Origin of the sequence: Streptomyces sp. NPDC021212 (assembly GCF_044332925.1) — a bacterium.
Taxonomy (GTDB): domain Bacteria; phylum Actinomycetota; class Actinomycetes; order Streptomycetales; family Streptomycetaceae; genus Streptomyces.
In genome coordinates this window covers 306,352-325,578 of sequence record NZ_JBIRPZ010000003.1, presented here as the reverse complement: position 1 = coordinate 325,578, position 19,227 = coordinate 306,352, and the positions used below count along the sequence as shown (strand labels likewise).

At 72.7% G+C, this 19,227-nt stretch carries 20 protein-coding genes; 11 read left to right on the top strand and 9 right to left on the bottom strand.

The features are described from left to right. Window positions 1-24: 24 nt before the first annotated feature. Window positions 25-1,446, bottom strand: a complete 1,422-nt coding sequence (locus ACH4SI_RS09730; protein WP_398294561.1) for a DUF3152 domain-containing protein — start codon at window positions 1,444-1,446, stop codon at window positions 25-27. Next, window positions 1,439-2,548, bottom strand: coding sequence for an alpha/beta fold hydrolase (locus ACH4SI_RS09725; protein ID WP_398294559.1), 1,110 nt, complete (start codon window positions 2,546-2,548; stop codon window positions 1,439-1,441). Before ACH4SI_RS09725 ends, ACH4SI_RS09730 begins: the two co-directional genes overlap by 8 nt. A 131-nt stretch (window positions 2,549-2,679) precedes the next feature. Here ACH4SI_RS09725 and ACH4SI_RS09720 point away from each other — a divergent pair, with 131 nt between their 5' ends. The 4 genes from ACH4SI_RS09720 to ACH4SI_RS09705 all read left to right on the top strand — a co-directional run bounded on the left by ACH4SI_RS09720 (window position 2,680) and on the right by ACH4SI_RS09705 (window position 4,494). Continuing rightward, window positions 2,680-2,919: a hypothetical protein gene (locus ACH4SI_RS09720; RefSeq protein ID WP_398294557.1), complete on the top strand. Its 240-nt coding sequence runs from the start codon at window positions 2,680-2,682 to the stop codon at window positions 2,917-2,919. 135 nt (window positions 2,920-3,054) lie between these two features. Continuing rightward, a complete protein-coding gene (locus tag ACH4SI_RS09715; protein WP_398294555.1) occupies window positions 3,055-3,696 on the top strand; it encodes a TetR/AcrR family transcriptional regulator in 642 nt (213 codons plus the stop codon). A gap of 115 nt (window positions 3,697-3,811) precedes the next feature. Then, window positions 3,812-4,039, top strand: a complete 228-nt coding sequence (locus ACH4SI_RS09710) for a DUF3107 domain-containing protein (RefSeq protein ID WP_398294553.1) — start codon at window positions 3,812-3,814, stop codon at window positions 4,037-4,039. Between the two features lie 185 nt (window positions 4,040-4,224). Continuing rightward, window positions 4,225-4,494 (top strand): hypothetical protein, encoded by a 270-nt coding sequence (locus tag ACH4SI_RS09705; protein WP_398294551.1) that lies wholly within the window; start codon window positions 4,225-4,227, stop codon window positions 4,492-4,494. A gap of 214 nt (window positions 4,495-4,708) precedes the next feature. Here the strand turns inward: ACH4SI_RS09705 and ACH4SI_RS09700 are convergent, their stop codons facing one another. Further along, window positions 4,709-5,443 (bottom strand): ferritin-like fold-containing protein, encoded by a 735-nt coding sequence (locus ACH4SI_RS09700; RefSeq protein ID WP_391170724.1) that lies wholly within the window; start codon window positions 5,441-5,443, stop codon window positions 4,709-4,711. Window positions 5,444-5,905: 462 nt separating this feature from the next. Between ACH4SI_RS09700 and ACH4SI_RS09695 the strand changes: the two genes are divergently transcribed. Together ACH4SI_RS09695 and ACH4SI_RS09690 are read left to right on the top strand one after the other, a co-directional pair. After that, window positions 5,906-7,894 carry a DEAD/DEAH box helicase gene (locus ACH4SI_RS09695; RefSeq protein WP_398294548.1) on the top strand — a complete coding sequence of 663 codons (1,989 nt, stop codon included), beginning with the start codon at window positions 5,906-5,908 and terminating at the stop codon, window positions 7,892-7,894. A gap of 557 nt (window positions 7,895-8,451) precedes the next feature. Continuing rightward, window positions 8,452-9,315, top strand: a complete 864-nt coding sequence (locus ACH4SI_RS09690; protein ID WP_398294546.1) for an alpha/beta fold hydrolase — start codon at window positions 8,452-8,454, stop codon at window positions 9,313-9,315. On the opposite strand, the gene ACH4SI_RS09685 is transcribed toward ACH4SI_RS09690, so the two are convergent. After that, window positions 9,312-10,241 carry an NYN domain-containing protein gene (locus ACH4SI_RS09685; RefSeq protein WP_398294544.1) on the bottom strand — a complete coding sequence of 310 codons (930 nt, stop codon included), beginning with the start codon at window positions 10,239-10,241 and terminating at the stop codon, window positions 9,312-9,314. The two genes, ACH4SI_RS09690 and ACH4SI_RS09685, sit on opposite strands and share 4 nt — an antisense overlap. Window positions 10,242-10,462: 221 nt before the next feature. Between ACH4SI_RS09685 and ACH4SI_RS09680 the strand changes: the two genes are divergently transcribed. Next, a complete protein-coding gene (locus ACH4SI_RS09680) occupies window positions 10,463-10,618 on the top strand; it encodes a hypothetical protein (protein WP_009715242.1) in 156 nt (51 codons plus the stop codon). A gap of 296 nt (window positions 10,619-10,914) precedes the next feature. On the opposite strand, the gene ACH4SI_RS09675 is transcribed toward ACH4SI_RS09680, so the two are convergent. The 3 genes from ACH4SI_RS09675 to ACH4SI_RS09665 all read right to left on the bottom strand — a co-directional run bounded on the left by ACH4SI_RS09675 (window position 10,915) and on the right by ACH4SI_RS09665 (window position 13,213). Then, a complete protein-coding gene (locus tag ACH4SI_RS09675) occupies window positions 10,915-11,751 on the bottom strand; it encodes a PHP domain-containing protein (protein ID WP_398294542.1) in 837 nt (278 codons plus the stop codon). Between the two features lie 153 nt (window positions 11,752-11,904). Beyond that, the gene (locus tag ACH4SI_RS09670) at window positions 11,905-12,543 is read right to left on the bottom strand and encodes a DUF6758 family protein (protein ID WP_398294540.1); all 639 of its coding nucleotides are present in this window, start codon (window positions 12,541-12,543) and stop codon (window positions 11,905-11,907) included. A 67-nt stretch (window positions 12,544-12,610) separates the two neighbouring features. After that, complete coding sequence (locus ACH4SI_RS09665; RefSeq protein WP_398294538.1) at window positions 12,611-13,213, bottom strand: suppressor of fused domain protein; 603 nt, start codon at window positions 13,211-13,213, stop codon at window positions 12,611-12,613. 459 nt (window positions 13,214-13,672) lie between these two features. Here ACH4SI_RS09665 and ACH4SI_RS09660 point away from each other — a divergent pair, with 459 nt between their 5' ends. After that, the gene (locus ACH4SI_RS09660; protein ID WP_398294536.1) at window positions 13,673-14,773 is read left to right on the top strand and encodes a magnesium and cobalt transport protein CorA; all 1,101 of its coding nucleotides are present in this window, start codon (window positions 13,673-13,675) and stop codon (window positions 14,771-14,773) included. Here ACH4SI_RS09660 and ACH4SI_RS09655 read toward each other — a convergent pair. Then, window positions 14,751-15,713 carry a DMT family transporter gene (locus tag ACH4SI_RS09655; RefSeq protein ID WP_398294534.1) on the bottom strand — a complete coding sequence of 321 codons (963 nt, stop codon included), beginning with the start codon at window positions 15,711-15,713 and terminating at the stop codon, window positions 14,751-14,753. The two genes, ACH4SI_RS09660 and ACH4SI_RS09655, sit on opposite strands and share 23 nt — an antisense overlap. A gap of 97 nt (window positions 15,714-15,810) precedes the next feature. Between ACH4SI_RS09655 and ACH4SI_RS09650 the strand changes: the two genes are divergently transcribed. Further along, on the top strand, window positions 15,811-16,374 hold the full coding sequence (locus ACH4SI_RS09650) for a hypothetical protein (protein WP_398294532.1): 564 nt from the start codon (window positions 15,811-15,813) through the stop codon (window positions 16,372-16,374). Window positions 16,375-16,483: 109 nt separating this feature from the next. On the opposite strand, the gene ACH4SI_RS09645 is transcribed toward ACH4SI_RS09650, so the two are convergent. Further along, window positions 16,484-17,200 carry a hypothetical protein gene (locus ACH4SI_RS09645; protein ID WP_398295215.1) on the bottom strand — a complete coding sequence of 239 codons (717 nt, stop codon included), beginning with the start codon at window positions 17,198-17,200 and terminating at the stop codon, window positions 16,484-16,486. Between the two features lie 205 nt (window positions 17,201-17,405). Here ACH4SI_RS09645 and ACH4SI_RS09640 point away from each other — a divergent pair, with 205 nt between their 5' ends. Both ACH4SI_RS09640 and ACH4SI_RS09635 read left to right on the top strand, forming a co-directional pair. Then, the gene (locus tag ACH4SI_RS09640; protein ID WP_398294530.1) at window positions 17,406-18,689 is read left to right on the top strand and encodes a magnesium transporter MgtE N-terminal domain-containing protein; all 1,284 of its coding nucleotides are present in this window, start codon (window positions 17,406-17,408) and stop codon (window positions 18,687-18,689) included. After that, the gene (locus ACH4SI_RS09635) at window positions 18,679-19,182 is read left to right on the top strand and encodes a DUF1003 domain-containing protein (RefSeq protein ID WP_398294528.1); all 504 of its coding nucleotides are present in this window, start codon (window positions 18,679-18,681) and stop codon (window positions 19,180-19,182) included. Before ACH4SI_RS09640 ends, ACH4SI_RS09635 begins: the two co-directional genes overlap by 11 nt. The last annotated feature ends 45 nt before the right edge of the window (window positions 19,183-19,227 follow it).

The following is a 19,227-nucleotide window of genomic DNA, read 5'->3' as shown; positions in this document are numbered from 1 at the left end:
TCCGAGGGCCCTGGGGAACGGCCGTCAGCCCTTGGGGAACGGCCAGGCGTTGGGGCGGCACGTCACGCCGTCCGTCGCCAGGAACTTGGTCTGCTGCATCATCACCGGGGCGAGCGCGCCCTGCTTGGTGCACGTCTCATGGTTGTGCCCGAGCCGGTGCCCGACCTCGTGGTTGATGAGCATCTGGCGGTACGCGTGCATCTTGTCGTCGCCGAACGTCTTGGCGCCCTGCGCCCACCGATAGGCGTTGATCATGACGCGCTCGGTGGACGCCGAGTCGCAGGAGACGTTGTCCTCGGTCGTGTCGAGATTGGACTTCTGGCACCACACCGCGGTGGTGCCGGGGCTCGCCAGGGTGATGACGAAGTCGGGGCGTCCGGACGAGACCCGCTCGAACGTGCGGGTGCCGCCATGGCCCCAACTGCGATCGTCGTTGAGCGTCTTGTGCACCGCCTCGGCGAACAGCGCGCCGTCCAGCGGCAGCCCCTTCTCGACGTCCACCCGGTAGCGCAGGACCTGGCCCTTGCCGGGCGCCTTGTCCTGCCCGGGGACGGTCGTGAAGGAGCCCGAGCCCTTGAGCTTCGGGTCGAGCGGATACAGGGCGGCCATCTTCTGGCTGTACGTGGCGAGTTCGGGAGACCCGGACGAGGCGGACGGGGTGGCCCGGCCGTCCGTACGGGACGACATGCCGCCCCCGTCGCCGCGCTCCGGACCGCCCTTGGACTGCGCCTTGCTGTCGCTCTGCGGGCCGTTCGCCACCTGCCCGGCCACCACGACGGCCAGCACGGTGGTCACGGCCGCCGCGGCGACCCCGGTGAACGTGCGTCCCTTGCCGCCCTTGGCGACCCCTCGCGCGCCCTTGCCCGGGGCGTCGGGGTCATCGATCCCGTCAGCCGCCAGGGCACCGGGACCGCCGGGCTCACCGGCGTCACCGGCGTTCTCACGATCGTCGTCGGCGCCCGCGCCGGGACGGGTACGACGGGGCGGCGGCACCGCTCCGGGCGCGCCGGCGGCGAAGACGTCCTCGCCGTCGGCGTCCGGGGCCTCGGGGGCCTCGGAGCCCTCGAACGCCTCCAGGTACTCCTTGCGCGGCCCGGGCATCAGCCCGCCCGCGCCACCGCCCGGCGCGCCACCGGCAGCGGGCCCGCCGGGGCGCTGCGGGGCGTTCATGGTGGCGGTGCCGAAGGCACTCCAGCCGCCGGTCTGTTCACGGCGCCCGGGGTGCCCAGGGTGTCCGGGCGGCCCCGGGTGTCCACCCCTGGACCGCGCCGGGGGCGAGGCCGGTCCGTAGGACGCCCGCGGGATGCCCTGCGACGGCGTCACGGCCGGGTCCTGGGCGCCGGGCCCGGCGGAGCGCCGCCGACGGCCCGCGCCGGGGCCGGAATCCGCCTCGGCGGACCCGGGGTCCCGGTCCTCCTGGCTGCCCCGTGCGCTGTGTTTACCCACGCGCCGCACCGCTCCCGTCTGTTCCGGGCACCGGTACGCCCCCTGTCTTCCGGCTGTCCCGTCCGTCTCGTGCTTCACGTCCGTCCGGTCGGTCCGATCCGTCTGGTACGTCTTGTTCTTCTGATCCGTCTGCTTCGTCGACGGGTCGCCCGTCGACGTCGTCGAGCAGTTCACGCATGCTTCGCGCCACTGCTTCGGGATACTCCATCATCGCCACATGTCCGGCGTCCAACAGCGTCAACAGGCGCGAGTCGCGGAAGGTTGCGCTCGCCCGCCGGGCCGTCCGGAACGCCACCAGCTGGTCGCGCATCCCGTAGACGAGCAGCGTGGGCGCGAGGACCCGCTCGGCCTGCCGCCACAGCGCGTGCTGGCCGCCGAGGGTGTAGGAGTCGATGAGGCCGCGCGCCGACCGGGCGAGCGCGTCCCAGAAGTACGGGAGGGCGAGCCGCCGCTCGTACTCCTCGACCGCCAGCGCGAAGTCCTCCTGGCCGACCTGCCGGGGGTCGCCGTAGGTGAGCGCCAGCAGCTCCCGGGTGCGCCGCTCGGCGTCCCAGCCGCGGGTCGCGCGGCTGAAGAGGCGGGTCGCCCCGGGGATCGCGAGCAGCCCGGTGGGCACCGCGGTGCGCTGCGGGCGCCGCTCGGGCAGCGCGGGCGAGACGAGGGTGAGACTGCGCACGAGGTCCGGCCGCACGGCCGCGACGCGGATGGCGATCGTGCCGCCCATGGAGTTTCCGGCCAGATGCACGGGTCCGCGGCCGCCCGCGTCGAGGAGGCGGATGACGGCCCGGGCGTGGCCGGTTATGGAGTAGTCGCCGTCGTCGGGCGGCGGGGAGTCGCCGAATCCGGGCAGGTCGGGGGCCTCGATGTCCAGCCGGTCGGCGAGCCGCTCCATCAGCGGCGACCAGTTCTGCGAACAGCCGCCGAGACCGTGGAGGAAAACCGCGGGCGGCAAGCCTGAAACGGCCGGCGGACGGGTACGCACGTTCAGCGTGAGACCGGGCAGGCTGGTAGTACGCAGCTTTTCACCCGCCCCGACCCGCACGGGCCGCGCGGGGGGCACCGCGGCAACGATGCGGGCTTCCGGCGGCTCGGTCGAAGACATGCGGCAATGTTACGAGACGATCACATGGCCGACCGTGTGTTCACCCTCACAGACCACGTAGCGTCCGAAAGTGACCTCTCCTAGGCTCGTTATACACAGAGGCGATCATCTACCTCTGGGAAGGGGAATACATGTCCGTCGATCCGAGCGACCCCGAGACCTTCGCGTACGACCTCGAGAACCTCGAGAACAACGACAGCCCCGCCCCCTACGGCGTAGAGGCCCCCGAGGCGGACGCCGCGGAACAGCACCACGACCTCGTCCCCCACCGCGACGACCGCCGGACCGCGGACGAACCGCTGGAGGCCGACGAGGCCGACCGCGCGGAGCAGGCCCGGGTCGTCGAGGAGAACGAGGAGGACTACCGGTGACCAGCACCCATTGTGGGCTTTTCATAGAGTCCAGTCCGTGAAAATCTCCGGACGGACCGCGCGCGGCCCTGTTACCCAAAAGTACGATGGCGGGCGCGGTGGACACCGTGCTCGCAATATTCAATGGGAGGCGGCGTGACAGCCATCGAGCAGACCGAGGCGCGCCCGCGGGGTACGCGCCTGCCGCGCCGAGCCCGACGCAATCAGCTCCTGGGCGCCGCCCAGGAGGTCTTCGTCGCACAGGGCTATCACGCCGCTGCGATGGACGACATCGCCGAGCGCGCGGGCGTCAGCAAGCCCGTGCTCTACCAGCACTTCCCGGGCAAGCTGGAGCTGTATCTCGCCCTGCTCGACCAGCACTGCGACGCCCTGCTGCAGGCGGTCCGCACCGCGCTCGCCTCGACCACCGAGAACAAGCAGCGGGTGGCCGCCACGATGGACGCCTACTTCGCGTACGTCGAGGAGGAGGGCGGCGCCTTCCGGCTCGTCTTCGAGTCCGACCTGACCAACGAACCCGCCGTGCGCGAGCGCGTGGACCGGGTCTCGCTCCAGTGCGCCGAGGCGATCAGCGAGGTCATCGCGGAGGACACCGGGCTGTCCAAGGACGAGTCCATGCTGCTGGCCGTCGGCCTCGGCGGCGTCTCCCAGGTCGTCGCCCGCTACTGGCTCTCCAGCGGCAGCAACGTCCCCCGGGACACCGCTGTGCAGTTGCTCACCTCGCTCGCCTGGCGCGGTATCGCGGGCTTCCCGCTGCACGGAGCGGAGAGCGGGACTTAAGGCCTGTTCGCTGCGGGCTTGTCCCGCGCCGCCCAGCGGGCCCTGTTCCCGGGCTAATGTGTGCTGCGTACAGCGCGGACGCCGCGCACCAACTGACCGTCGGAGGGACAAGGCCGTGGAGGTCAAGATCGGCGTGCAGCACGCGCCCCGCGAGATCACCTTGGAGAGCGGGCAGTCTGCCGAGGATGTCGAGCGTGCGGTGGCCGACGCGCTCGCTGGCAAGGCCCAGGTGCTGAGCCTGGTGGACGAGCACGGCCGCAAGGTCCTGGTGCCGGCCGACCGTCTCGCCTACATCGAGATCGGCGAGCCGAGCGCCCGCAAGGTCGGCTTCAGCGCTCTCTGAGCGGTTGACGCGATGGCGGCGGGGCCCGGTGGGATTTCTCTCACCGGGCCCCGCCGCCGTTGTGCGCCGGTACGCCGCAGCCCACACCGTCGATCAGGGTTGCCCCCGCTCGGGCCCGGGTAGGACCGGCAGGACCGACGCGTGATCACGCTTCGGTACCGGTCCGCTCACGGGAAGGACGCGACATGATCTTCTGGGAAGCGCTCGGCTCCGTACTGATCGGTCTCGCCGTCGCCTACGGGGCGAGCCACCGACTGCCCCGTCGGCTGCCGCCCACGCCCCTCGTCCTGTCCACCGGCCCCGCAGCCGCGTTCTTCGGCGCGATGATCGCCCACACGGTGCTGGGCTCGGGTTACCCCGTCGTCGTCCTCATGGTCGCGCTCGGCTTCGCCGCGGCCATGCTGTCGCTGCTCATCCGGCCCCGGACCGGCCGCCGCCGGTCGGTCCCGGCCTGAGCGGCCTGAGCGCCGAGCCTTGGCGTACGAGGGCTCCGGGAACCCCGGAGCCCTTTCCCACGGCCCCGCAGCCCGCGCCGGGGGCAAGGCCCTGTCCGGTGAATCCTCGCGGGGCCATGGCGCCCGGCGCCGCATTTCGCCGCGTCGCTGTCACGGCGGTCGGAGCCGCGGCCGGACGGCCGCGGCCTGATCCCCGAAACCCGCCGGACAGGCGTCAGGCGGCCAGGCCCAGCGCCGACATCCGCTTGGTGTGCGCCTCGGTGATCCGCGAGAACATCCGGCCGACCTCGGCCAGGTCGAAGCCGTCGGCCAGTCCGCCCACCAGCATCGTGGACAGCGCGTCACGGTCCGCGACGACCCGCTGCGCCTGCGACAGCGCCTCGCCCATCAACCGCCGGGCCCACAGCGCCAGCCGCCCGCCGACCCGCGGATCGGCCTCGATCGCGGCCCGCACCTTCTCCACCGCGAAGCTCGCGTGGCCGGTGTCGTCCAGCACCTGGAGCACCAGGTCGCGGGTGTCCGAGTCGAGCCGGGCCGCCACCTCGCGGTAGAAGTCACTGGCGATCGAGTCGCCCACGTACGCCTTGACCAGGCCCTCCAGCCAGTCGGATGGCGCGGTCTGGCGGTGGAACCCGTCCAGCGCCGCCGCGAACGGCTCCATCGCCGCCGTCGGCTCCTCGCCGACCGCCGCCAGCCGGTCCCGGAGCCGCTCGAAGTGGTGGAACTCGGCCGACGCCATCTTCGCCAGCTCCGCCTTGTCCTCCAGCGAGGGCGCCAGCTTGGCGTCCTCCGCGAGCCGCTCGAAGGCGGCCAGCTCGCCATAGGCGAGCGCCCCGAGCAGGTCCACCACCGCGGCCCGGTACTGCGGCTCGGCCGCGGCCGTGTCCCAGTCCTGGGCGGCGATCCCGGTCGGGGTCTTCTCGGTCTCAGGCGTATCAGACGTCTCCATGGAGCGCACAATAGTCCGCCGTACGTGCCGAGGAAGGCCCTGGTCAGCCAAGTCCTCCCACGCCCCGGTTCGGGTTGCCCGGTCACAGATGCGCACTTCCGGGGTACAGTGGTATTTGCACCCGTCGAGTATCGGCGGGTCGTTCCACGAATGCGGATGCCCGGTCGGTGGCCCGATCGGCTCCAACACCCGACCGCTCTCCGCGCGGCGCGCATTCTTCATGCGCACGGCAGGAGGGACCCGCTCGCGGCGTGAGCGCTCGAGCGAGGGCAGTGGTCCCGCGCCGAGCCGGCCAGCCAAAGCCGGTGTACCCGGGCGCCGTGCGACCCCCTTCGCCGCCTCGCGTCGCGTCTCACAGAAGAGGCAAGCATCCTGACCACGTTCCGAGAACTCGGGATCCTCCCCGAGACGGCCGAGGCCCTTGAGGCCGTCGGCATCACGTCCCCGTTCCCCATCCAGGAAATGACGCTCCCGGTCGCCCTCTCCGGCTCCGACGTCATCGGTCAGGCCAAGACCGGCACCGGCAAGACGCTGGGCTTCGGCCTCCCGCTGCTGGAGCGCGTCGTCGTCCCCGCCGACATCGAGGCGGGCCGGGCCAAGCCCGACCAGCTGACCGACGCCCCGCAGGCGCTCGTGGTCGTCCCCACCCGCGAGCTGTGCCAGCAGGTCACCAACGATCTGCTCACCGCCGGTAAGGTCCGCGCCGTCCGCGTGCTGTCGATCTACGGCGGCCGCGCGTACGAACCGCAGGTCGAGGCCCTGAAGAAGGGCGTCGACGTGGTCGTCGGCACCCCCGGCCGGCTGCTCGACCTGGCGGGCCAGAAGAAGCTGCGGCTCTCGTCCGTCAAGGCGCTCGTCCTCGACGAGGCCGACGAGATGCTCGACCTGGGCTTCCTGCCCGACGTCGAGAAGATCATCAACCTGCTCCCGGCCAAGCGCCAGACCATGCTGTTCTCGGCCACCATGCCGGGCGCCGTCATCGGTCTCGCCCGCCGCTACATGTCACAGCCCACGCACATCCGCGCCACCGCGCCGGACGACGAGGGCCAGACCGTCGCCAACACCACCCAGCACGTCTTCCGCGCCCACTCCATGGACAAGCCGGAGGTCGTGGCACGCGTGCTGCAGGCCGAGGGCCGCGGGCTCGCGATGATCTTCTGCCGTACGAAGCGGACCGCCGCCGACATCGCCGACCAGCTCTCCCGCCGCGGGTTCGCCTCCGGCGCGGTCCACGGCGACCTCGGCCAGGGCGCCCGCGAGCAGGCGCTGCGCGCCTTCCGCAACGGCAAGGTCGACGTCCTGGTCTGCACCGACGTCGCCGCGCGCGGCATCGACGTCGAGGGCGTCACCCATGTGATCAACTACCAGTCCCCCGAGGACGAGAAGACCTATCTGCACCGCATCGGCCGCACCGGCCGCGCGGGCGCCTCGGGTATCGCCATCACGCTCGTCGACTGGGACGACATCCCGCGCTGGCAGCTGATCAACAAGGCGCTTGACCTGCCGTTCAACGACCCGGAGGAGACCTACTCGACCTCCGCCCACCTGTACGAGCTGCTGAGCATCCCGAAGGGCACCACCGGTGTCCTGCCGCGCGCCGAGCGCACCCGGGCCGGGCTGCGCGCCGAGGAGATCGAGGACCTCGGCGAGACCGGCGGCCGCGGCCGCCGCTCCTCCGCCCCGGAGGAGCGCCCCGAGCGCCGCACCCGCACCCCCCGGGTGCGCCGTCGCACCCGCGGTGGCCAGTCGGTGGACGCCTCGGCTCCGGCCGAGGCCGAGGGCGCCGAGTCCGCGACCGAGCCGCGCCGCCCACGCCGCCGTCGCCGCACCCGGTCCGGTGCGGCGGTCGAGGCCGACGCAGCGGCCGTCACCGCCGTCGACACGGCGGAGGGCCCGGCGGCGGAGGCTCCGGCGGCCGAGGCCGCCGAGGAGACTCCCGCCAAGCCGCGCCGTCGCCGCACCCGCGCCAAGGCGGACGCCGCCGAAACGGCCGTCGCCACGGCCGAGGGCACCCCCGAGGCGGCCGAGGAAGCCCCGGCCAAGCCGCGCCGCCGCACCCGCGCCAAGGCGGACGCCGCCGAAGCCGCGGTCGCCACGGCCGAGGCCGGGACCGAGACGGCCGAGGAGGCCCCGGCCAAGCCGCGCCGCCGCACCCGCGCCAAGGCGTCGGAGACGACCGAGGCCGGGACCGAGGTGGCGGAAGCCGCCGCGACCACGCCGCGCCGTCGCACCCGGGCCAAGGCCGCGACCGCCGAGACGGCCGTCACGACGGCGGAGGGCACCGCGGAGGCCGAGGCCCCCGCCAAGCCGCGCCGCCGCACCCGTACGGCCAAGGCCGCGGAGCCGGCCGCTCAGGCCGACGGCGCCGAGGCCGCAGCCGAGGCGAAGCCCGTCCGCCGCCGCACCCGCACCCGCGCGGCGGCCCAGCCGGAGGCCACACCGGAGGGCTGACGGCACACAGCAGTGCAGACCCGACGGGGCCTGATCCGCGCGACGCGGACCAGGCCCCGGGCGCGTCCAGCCCCCGAAAAGCCGACCCGGTTGCGCCGGCCCCGGGCACGGGTCAGCGCCCAGCGCGCCAGATCCGCGTGCCGTCGGCCCTGGCCGACCCCGGAGTACGGCGGCCGCTGGACGCGCCGCGTCGCCCCGGCGTGGCGTGGCAAGCCTCGGTTGCGCCCCCGAGTGCCACCCGTCGGGCCAGGCCACCCCGAGCGTGTCAGTCCCCGTCTCGCCAGACACCCGGAGTACGTCGGCCCCGGGCACCCCCGTCGGCGGCTCCGCTCACCGACGCGGCCCGCGGCCGGCGCGGCGCGCTCGGTGAGCCGGGGAAGGCTACGCGCCGCCCCGCCGGCGAACCGACCGGGCCCCCGCTTCGCACGGGGCGCCCGCGGGCCCCGCCAGGGCGCGGGACGCGTCCGGCGGGGCCGCGGGCGTCCATCCCGACCCCCGCCGGAGGCACAACGCACCGTTCACGCCCCGTTCTCCGCGGCCTGTATAGCCTCGTCCTCATGAGCAGGCCGCCGTTTCTCACCCTTCCCGTGGGCGCCCGCGCCCATCGCCTGACGACCGCGCGCGGTGAGTTCGCCGTGCATGACGCCCGGCCCGGGCGTGCGCCGAGAGGGACCGTAGTGCTGGTGCCGGGGTTCACCGGGAGCAAGGAGGACTTCATCGCGCTCCTGGAGCCGCTGGCCGACGCCGGTTTCCGGGCGGTCGCGGTCGACGGGCGGGGGCAGCACGAGAGCGACGGGCCACGCGACGAGGCCGCCTACGCGCAGGACGAGCTGGCGCGGGATCTGCTCGCGCAGGCGGCGGCGCTGGCGGACGACGCGGGGCCGGTCCATGTGCTGGGGCACTCTCTGGGCGGGCTGATCGCGCGGGCCGCCGTGCTCCGCGCCCCCGACGCCTTCGCCTCGCTCACGATCATGTGTTCCGGGCCCGCCGCCATCGCACCCCCGCAGCAGGAACGCACCAAACTGCTGATCGACGCGCTGAGCGTGATGGACATGGAGTCGGTATGGCAGGCGATGCGCGACCTCGATCCGCCCGAGGCGGCCGATGAGGTGACTCCGCCCGGCGTACGGGACTTTCTGCACGCCCGCTGGATGGGCACCGTTCCGGAGCAGCTGATGGCCACCGGGCGGCAGCTGAACGGCGAGCCGGACCGGGTCGGGGAGCTGGCCGCGACGGCGCTGCCGAAGCATGTGGTGTCGGGTGAGGTGGACTACGCCTGGCCGGTGCCGCTGATGGACGCGATGGCGGAGCGGCTGTCCGCCCGGCGGACCGTGATCGAGGGCGCGGAGCACTCCCCCAACGCCGAGCGGCCGCACCCCACGGCGGACCAGCTGATCAGGTTCTGGCTGAACGTCGGCTAGTACTGCGCCTGCAGGTGCTCCCAGAAGCCGTCCCGCAGCGCGCGCCGCAGATCGGCGTGGGCGCGCAGGGACAGCCGCAGCATCCCCTCCGCGTCGATCAGCAGCTCCTGGTCGATTGAGCCGGGCAGATAGGGGTGGCCGGGCAGCAGGTCGGCAAGGCTCTCGCGGCCGCGTGCGGAGAGCCACTGGGCGGCGATCTGGGCGCCGATGAAGCGCACCTCGTCGCGGGAGGGCGCGGGCCCGCACAGGGGCGTGTCGCCGTTCGGCTCGTAGCCGGTCGCCCGCCGGGTGACGTACGGCTTGCAGAAGTCGAGGTCGAACGTGCGCTGACTGTCGACCTCCCACAGCAGCGGCTCGGCCTGGTTGCGCCCGTCGAGGGCCTCGATGCCCCACAGGTGGACGCGCGCTCCGTACCCCTGCGCGGCCTCGACGGCGGAGACCAGGTCCTCGTCGCCGCCGATCAGCACGGCGTCGCCGATGGCCCGGTGCCGGGCGAGGGATTCGAGGTCGGAGCGGATGAGTGAGTCGACGCCCTTCTGCTGGTTGTTGGCGTTGAGGTTGCCCAGCCGGACCTTGACGTCGGGCAGCTCGGCGATGCGCTGCTGCTCCGGGGTGTGGATGCGCCGCCGGGCCCCGTCGAACCAGTAGACCCGCAGCAGACGGCTGTCCGGAAAGATCGTCCGGGCCTTGTCGATGAACGCCTCGATGATCCCCTCCGCGTCCAGCTCGAAGGCCCGGCGGTCCTCCGTCCCGGCGACGAGCCGCCCGGCGGCGGCGTAGACATATCCGGCGTCCACGAAGATCGCATGGGTGGAAGGGGTGGTCGCGACCTCGGCGAGCACGCGTTGGAGCAGCTCGTTGGTGCGCTCGACGCCTTCGACGATCGAGGCGAGGTCTGGTTGGCCCGGGGGCATCACGTCGCTCATACGCGGTTCATTCTCCGGGCCCCCGCAGGAAGGGCACAACCGGACTCCGTCTCATCGGCGCCCGACCAGGGAATGCTTAGTCTGGCGAAAAATTTCATTAGCGTAGGGAATGTTTTCAGGGCATGCTTCGTTGAACAGGTTGTGGAACGCGCGGCAGCGACGCCGCGCGTCTCCCGTGCCCAGCAGTTCTCCAGCAGGAGGATCAGACGAAGGGAGAAGCCTTGCAGCGCTTCGAGATCATGCGTCTTGACGATGTCGACGGAAACGCCGTGGACAGCACCGTCGTGGACGCCGCCTCCGTCAACCGGATCGTGCAGCAGGCCGCCGCGATCGGCCAGCGCATCTACATCCGTCCAGCCGAAACCGCCGCCCGGTAGTAGCACCGACGCAGAAGAAACAGACACAGACGTAGACGAAGACGAGTCACCGACGAGGGTGAAGCGTCACCGCAGCCGCCCCCGTACGCCGTCGTACGGGGGCGCTTCGCGTGGGGGTGGGTCCTTCTGGCGGATCTCCGTGGGAGAAGGAGCGGCGTCCGGTGCGTGCTCTCGGCGTGCCGCGCGGAAGCCCTCGTAGCGGAGCTACTTGGGGTTTCGCGCGGTGCGGCGAGCGGGGGCACCTCCCAGCGGTAGCTGGGGGAGCGTGCAGGGCGTCGCGACGCCGCGGAGATCCGTCAGAAGGGCCCTCGCGCCGCCCGGCGCACGATCTCCGCGTAGACCTCGGGGTCGGTGGTGTACTCGCCGAGCCGGCAGGTCTTGCGGCTGCCGTGGTAGTCGCTGGAGCCCGTGGTGAGCAGCCCGTGCTCGGCGGCGATGGCGCGCAGCCGGGCCCGGGTGGCCTCGTCGTGGTCCATGTGGTCGACCTCGATGCCGTCGAGACCGGCCGCGGCCAGCTCCCCGATCGCGCTCTCCGGTACGCACTCACCGCGCTTGAGGGCCAGCGGATGCGCGAAGACGGCGACCCCGCCCGCGCCCTTGACCAGCCGGACCGCGTCGAACGGGTCCAGCTCGTGCTTCTCCACGTACGCCCGGCCGCCGTTCGAGAGCCAGTCCGAGTCGAACGCGTCCGAGACGCTCTTGACGACGCCCGCCTCGACCATCGCGGTCGCGATGTGCGGCCGTCCGACGGCCCCGTCCCCGGCGATCTCCGCCACCCGCTCCCAGGTGACGGGCACGTCCAGCTCGCGCAGCTTCGCCACCATCGCCTTGGCCCGGGGCACCCGGTCGTCCCGCACCAGCTCGCGCTCGCGCGCCAGCTCGGGTTCGGCCGGATCGAAGAGATACGCCAGCATGTGCAGGCTCACCCCGCCCAGCCGGCAGGACAGCTCGGCGCCGGTGACCAGCGTCAGCCCGTCCGGCAGCGCCCCGGCCGCCTCCTCGTGGCCGCCGACCGTGTCGTGATCGGTGAGCGCGACGACGTCCAGCCCGGCCGCCGCGGCATTGCGCACCAGCTCGGCGGGGGTGTCCGTACCGTCCGACGCGGTGGAGTGGGTGTGCAGGTCGATGCGCACGAACGCGGGCTCCCAGCGGTAACAAGGTGAACGGGCGGCCTGCTTCAGGGTAGCCCCGGCCCAGGGCATGCCCGCGTCAGGGGCAACCCGCACGATCCGTACCGCCACCCGGCGTCAGGGCCGCGCGCCTCGCGCCGGACCAGCGGCCCGCCGTCAGGACAGCAGCCGCGGCGACAGCGCACCGCACGGCACCAGGTCCACCTCGGCGCCCGCGTCCCGCAGATCGGTGAGCACCATCTCGTCGTACATCAGCAGCCCGGTCTGCTCGGGCCAGACCACCGCCCACAGCCACAGCCCGCACGCCTCACCCGCGAAGACGGCACGGTCGTCCGGGGTGTCCTCGACATGCCACAGCGGGGTGGGGCGACCTGCGGCCAGCACCTTGACGTGCGGCGGCTTGTCCACCCGCATCCCGGGGCCGGGGTCGGGGCCGGGGATGCCCGCGTACCGCGCGCCGAGCCCCACGCCCAGCTCCTCCGCCACCAGCAGCAGCTCCCCCGGGCCGCCCAGCGGGCCCGGGCCCGAGCAGGCCACGACCGTCGCTCGACCGCCGCTGCGGTCGTCACCGGCGCACGCGACCCCGGTGAACAGCCAGCCGACGGGCAGCGGCCACGGCATCCATACGGGCACCCGGGCACGGTTGGTGACGACCACGAGTGCTTCCACGCTCGGCGGGACGACCGGCTGAACGGGGTCCACCGTGCCGTGCACGCCGCACTGCCAGGAGTCGGCGAAGAGACCGGGCGCGCGCACCCGGCCACCGCACTTCGGGCAACTGGGTTCGCCCCTCATAGGCCCCCACGGTCCTCCCCGCCCGTCCCGACGTCAAGGACGATCACCCGTGTGGAGGGGACGAGGTTTACCCCAGCGGCACACCGGACCTGGCTGGATCACGCAGGTCCGTGCCGTGCCGCAGCCAGCGGTCCTGGAGCGCGCCGGCGCCGTGGACCCGCTTCCACGCCGCCTCGTTCCCGGTCATCGGCAGCAGCGGCAGGAAGCGCACCGGCTCCATCGGCGCGATCAGCTCCAAATCCTCGACCAGACCGCCCGGTTCACCGACCAGTACGGAGGTGAAGGGCGCCCCGGACCACAGCGGGCCACCCAGGTCCAGGGACGCGCCCGGGGCCACCACCACGCCCTCGACCTGCGGCGAGGCGGCCAGCACGGCGAGCGGGCGCAGCACCTCGTCCAGGACGGCGGAGCCGGGTCCTGGGGCGCCTGCGCGCACGGTGAGCACCAGCTCGGCGCGCGGGCCGCGGAGCTGGTCGGCGACGGCGGCGGTGGGGTCGGTCATCGGATGGTCCGACATGCCGAGGGTGGCGTACCGGACGACGTTCCCGTCGGCGCGGAAACGCAGCACCTCGATGCGGTCCGTACCGACGAACGTGACGGCGGCGCGGGCGTCCGGCTCGCCCAGCGCGGTGATCAGCCGGGCCTCGACCAGCTGCAGGACGTCTGACATGCGGTGAGCATAGATCGCGTATCGAACGGGCAAAGCGGCGGCTCATCGGTTCTGCCGACTGATAGCCTTGCTGCCTGCCCAGGGAAATACGTCGTCCCCCAAGGGGGACCGGCCGGAGGAGGTGGGGCTGCGGTGGATCCTAGTCGACCGTGCAGTACCGACAGTTCTCCCGTCGTTTCCCCTTGGTATGCGGCTTCATGATCTGAAACCTTCCGTACCCCACCGCCTCGCGGTGAAACACGCGAAGTTCTCTCGCATCAAGGGCATGTGACGGCAGAGCGCCTTCGTATCGCATCTGTTCTGTTCTCCGCGAACTTCCGTCAGCGTCATCGCACGGAGCGCCGCCCGCTTTGCGGACGTACGTACGTACACCTTACGAGAGTGCCGTACGTCCACCTTCCGGGCGCAGCGCTGCGCCGCGCGCCCACCGCTGACGGCCGGCCCGTGAAGGAGCCCGTCATGTCGATGATCCGTGACCTGCGCGCAGCCGTCCGCCCCGCCCTGCGCCGGACGCACAACACCAGCAACTACGACGCCACCCGCGACCCGTCCGTCACCAGCGCGGTGGTCGACTGCGCCGTCTACCGGGACGGGAAGCGGGTCAGCGACCACGTCAGCCCGGCGCACGCGATGGAGCGGGTGCGCGCCGAGGGCGGGTTCGCCTGGATCGGTCTGCACGAGCCGACCGAGCGCGAGTTCGCGGGCATCGCACAGGAGTTCGGGCTGCACCCGCTGGCCGTCGAGGACGCGGTGCAGGCGCACCAGCGGCCGAAGCTGGAGCGGTACGACGACAGCCTCTTCACCGTCTTCAAGACCATCCACTACGTGGAGCACGCCGAACTCACCGCGACCAGCGAGGTCGTGGAGACCGGCGAGGTGATGTGCTTCACCGGCCACAACTTCATCGTGACCGTGCGGCACGGCGGCCAGGGCTCGCTGCGCGCCCTGCGCCACCGCCTCCAGGAGGACCCGGAGCTGCTGGCCAAGGGCCCCTCGGCGGTGCTGCACGCCATCGCCGACCAGGTCGTGGACGGATATCTCGCGGTCGCCGACGCCGTCCAGGACGACATCGACGAGGTCGAGATCGAGGTCTTCTCGCAGGCCACCTCCCGGCGCGGCGGCGACGCGGGCCGGATCTACCAGCTCAAGCGCGAGGTACTGGAGTTCAAGCGGGCCGTCTCGCCGCTGCTGCGGCCGATGCAGCTGCTGAGCGAGCGTCCGATGCGGCTGGTGGACCCGGACATCCAGAAGTACTTCCGGGACGTCGCGGACCACCTGGCCCGGGTGAACGAGCAGGTCCTGGGCTTCGACGACCTGCTGAACTCGATCCTCCAGGCGAACCTGGCGCAAGCGACGGTCGCCCAGAACGAGGACATGCGCAAGATCACATCCTGGGCGGCGATCTGCGCCGTCCCGACGATGATCGCCGGGATCTACGGCATGAACTTCGACTACATGCCCGAGCTGCACTGGAGGTTCGGCTACCCGATGGTGCTGGCCGTCACGGTGGGGATCTGCGTCACGATCCACCGCGGGTTCAAGCGGAACGGCTGGCTCTAGGCTCTGTCCGGGAGCCGGACGTGCGGTCCGACAGGACGACCAGCGCGAGGCCGCCGACGATCACGGCGAGTGCCGGGTAGGCGGCCACCGGCGGCTGCTGGCCCAGCCACACCGCCGCGATCAGGGCCGCGCCCGGCGCCTCCAGCAGGATCGCGGTCGACGTCACGGTCGGGCCCAGGCCCTTGACCACCCGGTTGATCAGCGTGTGCCCGAGCAGCTGCGCGGTGACCATCAGCAGCACCAGCCGCAGCCAGGTGTCCCCGCTGTAGCCGTGCAGCCGTGCGCCCGCGACCAGGCAGGTCAGCAGCAGGAACACGCTGGTCGTGGAGTAGCAGACGTAGGTGTACGCGGTCGTGCTCGCCACCCGGCGCACCTCCGCCCCCAGCAGCACGTACCCGGCCGCTGCCACGCCGCCCACCAGGGCGAGCGCGTCGCCCGCGAGCGCCTGCGGGGAGGCGGACAGGTCGACTCCGGTGAGGATCACCACGCCGAGAAACGCCAGCACCGTGCCGAGGGTCGCCATCGGGGGCGGGCGGTGGCCGCGCAGCCGCAGCAGCAGCGCGGTCCAGATCGGGGTCGTGGTCACCAGCGCGGTGGAGGAGGCCACGGAGGTCATGTGCAGGCTCGGCAGCCAGGCCCCGAAGTGCACCGCGAGCAGCGCCCCGGAGGCGGCGGAGAGCGCCACCGCCCGGCGCCCCATCCCGCGCAGCTCGCCCCGGTGGCGCCACAGGGCGAGCGGGGTGAGCGCGCCGACCGCCATGGCGTTGCGCCAGAACGCGACGGCGAGGGCGGGGGCCGCGGTCGCGGCGGCCAGCGGGGCGGAGAGCGACACCCCGGCGACGGCGACGGCGAGCAGGGCGGCGTCCAGGGCCGGGCGCGGTGCGGTGGTGGTGGCGGCGGTGGGTGTGCGGATGGAGCGGTCGGGGCGCGTGGTGGGCACGGGCTCAGCGTAAGGTGCGTGCGCGGCGCATGGAACTGTCGTTTCGCTGACTGGGACCCGCGGAGGGCATCGGCCCTGCTGGCCTAGGCTTGTCCGCATGACGCCTCCTACGACTCCGACGCCGCCGGACGCCATGGACCCGATCGACCGCGCCCTGGTCGAGGAGGCGGCCAAGAAGTCCGCCCTGGTGTGGGTGCAGGGCTCCGAGGGCGCCGCCCGCGCGCTGTGGCACATCTGGCACGAGGGCGCCGTCTGCCTCGTCGGGGACGGCCCCGACGAGCAGCCCCTGAAGGGGCTCGGCCTCGTGGACGGCGGCACCGCGACGGTGACCCTGCGCAGCAAGGACAAGGGCGGTCGGCTGATCGGCTGGCCCGCGCGGGTGGTCGAACTCGCCCCGGGCGGCGAGGCGTGGACGGCGGCCGTCGGCGAGCTGAAGGGCAAGCGACTGAACGCGGTGGACGCGGACACGATCGCGGATCGGTGGGCCCGGGAGTGCCGGGTGCTGCGGCTGGAGCCGGTGCTCGACGGGGCGCTGGTGGCGGCGGGGGCGGGGTCGCTCGCGGCGGCGCCCCTGCCGACTCCCGCCGTGACGCGGCGGGAGATTCCGGCGGGGTTGCCGAAGTTGTTGGTGCGGGGGAAGCGGGGGCGCAGGGCGGATTGACCGGGGCTCCGCCCCGGACCCCGCTCCCCAAGCGCCGGAGGGGCTGGGTGGTGGGGCGTGCTGGGAGTTGCCCGCTCCTCGGTCGCCGGAAGGGCCGGGTTGCGTCCCGTTACGTCCCCGTCGGGATCTGCTGGCCGTAGTCGACCACGTGATCCTTGTCCGGTGCGGCCAGCTTGAAGTCCTTGTTCCAGTCCTCGAGCCGGATCACCCCCGCGCCCCCCGCCCGCTGGAGCCGTAGCGGGTACGGGCGGCCCTTCAGGGAGACGTCGAGGGAACCGCCGTCGCCCCCCTTGCCGCCGAGGATGCGGATCGTACGGACGCCACCGACGTCACCCCGGTCGCCCGCGCTGATCGTGCCGTGCAGGCCGAGCAGCCCGTCCAGCATGACGCTCTTGTCCGTGAAGCCGCTGAGCCGTTTGTACGCGGGGTCCCCCGACGGCACCTTCACGTACTTGTCGTCGAGCTTGTTCGCGGCGGCCGCGTCGCCCTTGTGCCCCCCGCTGCCCTGGTGGTGCCCCCAGAAGCCCGCGTCCGCCTTGAGGTACAGCTCCTCGCCCACCCGCAGCAGCTCGTACCTGGTGCCCTTGGTGGAGACGACGCCGGTGCCGCCGTCGCCCTTCAGCTTCATGTCGACCTTGTAGGTGCGGCCCTTGGAGACGAGGCTGCCGGACAGATGGACGGCGTCCGCGCTCCCGGCCGCCGTCCGGGCCTTGCTCTGGATCTTGGTGGCGGGGAGCTTGCCCACGCCGTTGGTCCCCGCGTCGGGGTCCGCCTTCTCCCCTTCGCCACCGCATGCGGTGAGCGTCGCGGCCAATCCCGCGCACATCACCGCGACGAGAGCCGTGTTCCGGATGCGCACGTCCGCTCTGCCTCCTGATGCCGGTCCGGTGCAGTACGGCAGCGTACCGGTGCCGTACGGAAGCGTGTGCAGGGTGCCCGGGGCCGCTCGTCCGGCGGCGGGGCAGAACGGGGCAGGCTAGCCTGAACCCGTTGAATACGCGCGCACGCGTAGCGGGAAGGAGGCGCATGACATGCCGGCAGGCGCCTCACGGATCTATGTCTCGCATCTGGCCGGCGTCGCCGTCTTCGACCCGAACGGCGACCAGGTCGGGCGGGTCCGCGACCTGGTGGCGATGCTGCGGCTGGCCGGCCGGCCGCCACGGGTCCTCGGGCTGGTCGTCGAAGTGGTCACCCGGCGCCGCATCTTCCTGCCCATGACGCGGGTGACCGGCGTGGAGTCGGGCCAGGTCATCACCACCGGCGTGGTCAACATGCGGCGCTTCGAGCAGCGCCCCACCGAGACGCTCGTCCTCGGCGAACTGCTGGACCGCACGGTGCGGGTGGTGGAGACGGGCGAGCAGGTCACGGTCCTGGACGTGGGGATGGCCCAGCTGCCCGCGCGCCGCGAATGGGAGATCGACAAGGTCTTCGTGCGCCGCGGCAAGAGCGGTGCGCTGCGGCGCCGTGGCGAGACGCTGACCGTGGACTGGTCGGCCGTCACCGGATTCTCGCTGGAGGAGCACGGACAGGGCGCGGAGAACCTGCTGGCCACCTTCGAGCAGCTGCGCCCCGCCGACCTCGCCAACGTCCTGCACCACCTCTCCGCCAAGCGCCGCGGCGAGGTCGCGGCGGCGCTGGACGACGAACGGCTCGCGGACGTCCTGGAGGAGCTGCCCGACGACGACCAGGTGGAGATCCTCGGCAAGCTCGAGGAGGAGCGCGCGGCCGACGTCCTGGAGGCGATGGACCCGGACGACGCGGCCGACCTGCTGTCGGAGCTGCCCGAACGGGACAAGGAGCGGCTGCTGGCCCTGATGCGCCCCAGGGACGCGGCCGACATGCGGCGGCTGATGTCGTACGAGGAGGGCTCGGCGGGCGGGCTGATGACGACCGAGCCGATCGTGCTGCGGCCGGACGCCACGGTCGCGGACGCGCTCGCGCGCGTGCGCAACCAGGACCTCACCCCGGCGCTCGCCGCCCAGGTGTACGTGTGCCGCCCGCCCGATGAGACGCCCACCGGGCGCTACCTGGGCACCATCCACTTCCAACGGCTGCTGCGTGACCCGCCGTTCACCCTCGTCGGCTCGGCCGCGGACACCGATCTGCGGCCGCTGCGCCCGGACACCCCGCTGCCCGTGGTCGCCGGCCATCTGGCGACGTACAACCTGCTGGCGGCCCCCGTCGTGGACGAGGGTGGATCGCTGCTGGGCGCGGTGACCGTGGACGACGTCCTCGACCATATGCTGCCCCCCGACTGGCGCGAGCGCGAGCTGCACGGCGGGGTACCGGTCCCGGAGGTGGGCGATGGACGGTGACGGCGGCCGTCTCGACCGGCCCAAGGAGCGCCGCCGCAGTCCGCTGCCGCGCTGGGACCCGGAGGCGTTCGGCAGGACGTCGGAGCGGATCGCCCGCTTCCTGGGCACCGGCCGCTTCATCGCATGGATGACGGTCTTCGTCATCGCCTGGCTGGCCTGGAACACCCTGGCCCCGCGCCCGCTGCGGTTCGACCCGTTCCCTTTCATCTTCCTGACGCTGATGCTGTCGCTCCAGGCGTCGTACTCGGCGCCGCTGATCCTGCTCTCCCAGTACCGGCAGGCCGACCGCGACCGCGTCAACTACGAACAGGACCGGGCGCGGGACGAGCGGTCGATCGCCGACACCGAGTTCCTGACCCGGGAGATCGCGTCGCTGCGCTCCGGGCTCGGCGAGGTCGCGACGAGGGACTGGATCCGCTCCGAGTTCGAGGGACTGGTCCGGGAGCCGGACGGGCGACGGTCCGCGCCGGCGCGTGAGGAACGCGACCGCTGACGGGACGGGACGGGCTTACCCGCGCGTACCCGCGGCGCCGTACCA

Coding starts and splice junctions, on each gene's coding strand:
- ACH4SI_RS09725 (WP_398294559.1), bottom strand. CDS start 2,548: ATGTCTTCGACCGAGCCGCCGGAAGCCCGCATCGTTGCCGCGGTGCCC.
- ACH4SI_RS09720 (WP_398294557.1), top strand. CDS start 2,680: ATGTCCGTCGATCCGAGCGACCCCGAGACCTTCGCGTACGACCTCGAG.
- ACH4SI_RS09705 (WP_398294551.1), top strand. CDS start 4,225: ATGATCTTCTGGGAAGCGCTCGGCTCCGTACTGATCGGTCTCGCCGTC.
- ACH4SI_RS09700 (WP_391170724.1), bottom strand. CDS start 5,443: ATGGAGACGTCTGATACGCCTGAGACCGAGAAGACCCCGACCGGGATC.
- ACH4SI_RS09695 (WP_398294548.1), top strand. CDS start 5,906: ATGACGCTCCCGGTCGCCCTCTCCGGCTCCGACGTCATCGGTCAGGCC.
- ACH4SI_RS09690 (WP_398294546.1), top strand. CDS start 8,452: ATGAGCAGGCCGCCGTTTCTCACCCTTCCCGTGGGCGCCCGCGCCCAT.
- ACH4SI_RS09685 (WP_398294544.1), bottom strand. CDS start 10,241: ATGAGCGACGTGATGCCCCCGGGCCAACCAGACCTCGCCTCGATCGTC.
- ACH4SI_RS09670 (WP_398294540.1), bottom strand. CDS start 12,543: ATGAGGGGCGAACCCAGTTGCCCGAAGTGCGGTGGCCGGGTGCGCGCG.
- ACH4SI_RS09665 (WP_398294538.1), bottom strand. CDS start 13,213: ATGTCAGACGTCCTGCAGCTGGTCGAGGCCCGGCTGATCACCGCGCTG.
- ACH4SI_RS09660 (WP_398294536.1), top strand. CDS start 13,673: ATGTCGATGATCCGTGACCTGCGCGCAGCCGTCCGCCCCGCCCTGCGC.
- ACH4SI_RS09650 (WP_398294532.1), top strand. CDS start 15,811: ATGACGCCTCCTACGACTCCGACGCCGCCGGACGCCATGGACCCGATC.
- ACH4SI_RS09645 (WP_398295215.1), bottom strand. CDS start 17,200: ATGTGCGCGGGATTGGCCGCGACGCTCACCGCATGCGGTGGCGAAGGG.
- ACH4SI_RS09640 (WP_398294530.1), top strand. CDS start 17,406: ATGCCGGCAGGCGCCTCACGGATCTATGTCTCGCATCTGGCCGGCGTC.
- ACH4SI_RS09635 (WP_398294528.1), top strand. CDS start 18,679: ATGGACGGTGACGGCGGCCGTCTCGACCGGCCCAAGGAGCGCCGCCGC.